The 2,610-nt window shown below is 38.6% G+C and carries 3 protein-coding genes and 1 pseudogene; 2 read left to right on the top strand and 2 right to left on the bottom strand.

Translation table 11 applies throughout. The annotated features are described in order from the left end of the window. Both Q0200_RS03940 and fliW read right to left on the bottom strand, forming a co-directional pair. Positions 1-982, bottom strand: a pseudogene (locus tag Q0200_RS03940) (hypothetical protein); the annotation flags it as partial. Between the two features lie 17 nt (positions 983-999). After that, positions 1,000-1,383, bottom strand: a complete 384-nt coding sequence (gene fliW, locus Q0200_RS03935) for a flagellar assembly protein FliW (protein ID WP_297938000.1) — start codon at positions 1,381-1,383, stop codon at positions 1,000-1,002. Positions 1,384-1,534: 151 nt separating this feature from the next. Between fliW and bamD the strand changes: the two genes are divergently transcribed. Next, the gene (bamD, locus tag Q0200_RS03930) at positions 1,535-2,182 is read left to right on the top strand and encodes an outer membrane protein assembly factor BamD (protein ID WP_297937998.1); all 648 of its coding nucleotides are present in this window, start codon (positions 1,535-1,537) and stop codon (positions 2,180-2,182) included. A gap of 8 nt (positions 2,183-2,190) precedes the next feature. Further along, positions 2,191-2,610: LON peptidase substrate-binding domain-containing protein (locus Q0200_RS03925; RefSeq protein WP_297937995.1), on the top strand; the 420-nt coding region annotated here is incomplete at its 3' end.

Genomic DNA, 2,610 nt, shown 5'->3' with positions numbered 1-2,610 from the left:
TATTGCCGTTTAATGGAGTAAAAAAGCCGTCAAATTTAACAGTGGCGCTTCTTTCTAGTCCCAAGCTTCTATTTATAGGAGTTAATACGCTTATGCCTTCATATATATTTACGCCTTTTGGTTTTATTCTTTGTACGCTTGATGGACCGAAGTCGTAAACTATTGCCAAAGCCCATCCGCCATAACGAGGAGTATATACGTTTCTAAACGATCCATCTACGTTTATAACGGCCAAAATAGGTTTTTCTACAGTAGTCTTTATGTCGCCCGCGCTAAATGTTCTACTAGCCGCAGTATTTCCTAGTGAGTCTTTAACTAATTGTGTTACGTCTACGCTAGCTTGATACTGAAAGCTAAAAGATTTATCATGCGAGCTATATGAACCATCCCAGTAGGTGTTTTCTTCTAGGGCGGCTAAATCGTATATGCCTTTGGGGGTTTTGAATCTTATCTTATTAAAATCCTTTATTATATTAAAATACCCATCTCTCGTCATTTGGTATTGACTGCGACCAACAATACGTCCGGCCCAAAATAGCCTTGCAAATACTATTTTTTTCCCGGTTATTTCATTGTCTATACTGCCCCCATTTCGATCTTTTATGTCGGAAAAGTTAAAGGTAGCTTTCGCGGAGTTTGTCGTGTATCCAAAGTCTTCATTTTCGTATACTACCTCTGAGATAGAGGTTTGCCATGGCGTAGGCTCAAAATTATATCCTCCGTTTTTCATCTTGAGGATACTAGCACCGATGATCTCTACGTCGCCGTATATTGTTTTAGCCTCAGATTTTTCACCGCTTACTATCGTATAAATTGGTAGCTTTTTAAAATCAGGCGTTTGCTTATTGTCTATACCGCGCTCTCTACCGTGGCTAACCATTGTGCTCATTGTATGAGTGAGTCCATTTTTGTCAGTATATGTTTCACTCCAGCAACATGTAGCTATCAGTAAAGGAATCGTAAAGATTCTTAAAAAATTCATTTTTTCTCCATTAATTGTTACTTCTCTATAAAATCTGAAATTTTTTCAGCCTGTTTGTACATCGGATATGTCCATGCGTCAAGGACTATTTGCGATAGCGTCATATTTGTCATATTGCAAACGATAGGAGCGATGAAATTTACCGTCGATGTCTCGATCGGAGTGCCCACGACCATGATGTTGTAAATCCTTAGCTCGCTTTTGTCGTTTATGTCCATCAGCTCCTGATAGTACGTTGGTATCTCAAATTCATAATTTCTCAAAGCATACGGATTTATCGCGGTGAAAGATGTATCGTCGTCCTTGCTTTGAAGCTTTATGAAAAATTGATCTAGCTCTTTTAATTCATAACTTTTAATATGCTCAAAGCCTAAAATCGGACTTTTGACTTGAAAAATCATATATATCTCCTTAATTAAATATTTACTTTTTACGCGAATTGTATCCAAAATTTCCTATTTTTAAGCATAAAATGAAATCAAATTTACCGAAAAGCAATAAAAACAATGGTAAAATAGTCTGTTTTAAAAAATTTAAAATTTAAGGGAACGTATGAAAAATTTGATCAAATTTTTATCTGCGGTGTTTTTTGTTTGTTTAATCGGCGGTTGTGCCGACAAATACACCGAGCTTTATAATCTAACGCCCGATCAGTGGTACTCTGAGATCATCGGCGATATCAAAAATCGTGACCTAGAAAGCGCCGACAAACACTATACGGCGATGTCTAGCGAGCATGTAGCTAGCCCGCTTTTGGAGCAAATTTTACTCATCCTTGCCCAAGCTCACGCAAATGATGAAGAGTATCTCATGGCAAATCACTATCTTGATGAATACATCAAAAGATATGGCGATAACGGTCCAAAAACAGAATTTGCTCAGTATCTAAAGATAAAGGCAAATTTTGACTCATTTACCCAGCCAAACCGCAACCAAAAGCTAATGGAGGATAGCGTAACTGAGATCGAGAAATTTCTTTATATGTATCCAAATACCGAGTATAAGCCGCTTATTGAGACCATGCTTATCAAATTTAAGCTAGCCCTTTACTTCTTAGACATGCAAATAGCAGATCTTTACAAGAGAACTGGCCGTGATGTTTCGGCTAAAATTTACGAGCAAAAACTAGAAGAGTCGCCGTTTAAAAACTCAGACCTTATCAAACCTGACGTGGCATGGTATAGAAAACTGTTTGAATAGGAGAAATTTTGCAAATAAACGAAAACAAAGGCTTCCCAACTGAGATCCCTATCATAGTTGAGGACGAGCTATTTTTATATCCATTTATGATAACGCCGCTTTTTTTAAGCGACGAAGAAAATTTAAAAGCGCTTGAGCTTGCCATACAAGGAGAAACGCCGATCCTTGTCGTGCCTACAAAGCCCCAGCAAGACGGCGCTAGAGACTTTGATGGTATCTATGATGCTGGTGTGATCGGCACTATAATGCGCCGTGTGCCGCTACCTGACGGACGCGTAAAAGTGCTATTTCAGGGCATCGACAAAGGTAAAATTTTAAAACAATCAGGTATAAACCCACTCCGCGGCATCGTCGATATGCTCCACGTCAAGCGCCCATCACAGGTCAAAACTGACGCTCTCATCGTAGTTTTAAGAGAAAAAGTAAGA

Origin of the sequence: uncultured Campylobacter sp. (genome assembly GCF_938045225.1) — a bacterium.
Taxonomy (GTDB): Bacteria; Campylobacterota; Campylobacteria; order Campylobacterales; family Campylobacteraceae; genus Campylobacter_A.
The sequence above is the reverse complement of the archived record's forward strand: the minus strand, read 5'-3'. Positions and strand labels throughout refer to the sequence as shown.

Coding starts and splice junctions, on each gene's coding strand:
- fliW (WP_297938000.1), bottom strand. CDS start 1,383: ATGATTTTTCAAGTCAAAAGTCCGATTTTAGGCTTTGAGCATATTAAA.
- bamD (WP_297937998.1), top strand. CDS start 1,535: ATGAAAAATTTGATCAAATTTTTATCTGCGGTGTTTTTTGTTTGTTTA.